The organism is Vibrio sp. 1641 (genome assembly GCF_033339995.1).
GTDB lineage: Bacteria > Pseudomonadota > Gammaproteobacteria > Enterobacterales > Vibrionaceae > Vibrio > Vibrio alginolyticus.
The window spans coordinates 1-655 of sequence record NZ_JAWOVP010000223.1 but is presented as its reverse complement, the minus strand read 5'-3'; the positions used below and the strand labels follow the sequence as shown (position 1 = coordinate 655).

At 47.8% G+C, this 655-nt stretch carries 1 protein-coding gene; it reads right to left on the bottom strand.

Annotated elements, in window-relative coordinates:
• A partial coding sequence (locus R7Z47_RS25180) for an acyl-CoA dehydrogenase domain-containing protein (RefSeq protein WP_318130807.1) occupies positions 1–655 on the bottom strand: 655 nt, incomplete at both ends.

Below are 655 nucleotides of genomic sequence, written 5' to 3'. Positions count from 1 at the left end.
AACCTCTCGCTCTGTCAACACACCAGCGTCAAGTGCTTGCTGTAAGCGATCTTGCAGAAGACCTTTACGAGCCACTTTTCCATCTTTCGCTGCTTTCATTAGCTTACGCTCCAATGGTTTGACGTCGTACATGGCTAGGAAGGCATTTTCCATCAAACCTACGCTATCATTTTCGGATTTACCGATGTAACACAAGTGGGTTAAACGGTCACGCTGCACGCCTGGGGTCATCATGGCTTCAGCAATGCTGACACTTAACTCATCACTTGGTTTGTCGAAGTGATTCCCTAGTGGAAATAGCAAGCCTTTCAACACGCCACCAACATATTTCACTGGGAAGTTTGCGTACGCTTCATTCAGCGATTTAGCCGCGTTGTGCAAACAGTATTGGACAGCGTAATGCACGAAGTTTAAATCGCCTTGCTGACGCCCTTCATCTTCGTATTTCTTCAGCGTCGCGGATGCCATGTACAGGTAGCTCAAACCATCACCCAAACGTGCAGAAATCATCTCTTTACGCTTCAAGTCACCACCTAACGTCAACATGGCAAAATCGGCGCTTACTGCTAACGCTCGGCTCAGGCGGGTGATGTCTTTATAATAGCGCTGAGTTGGACCACTCATATTCGCTTTCACAAAGCGCGAGCCTGTTAGT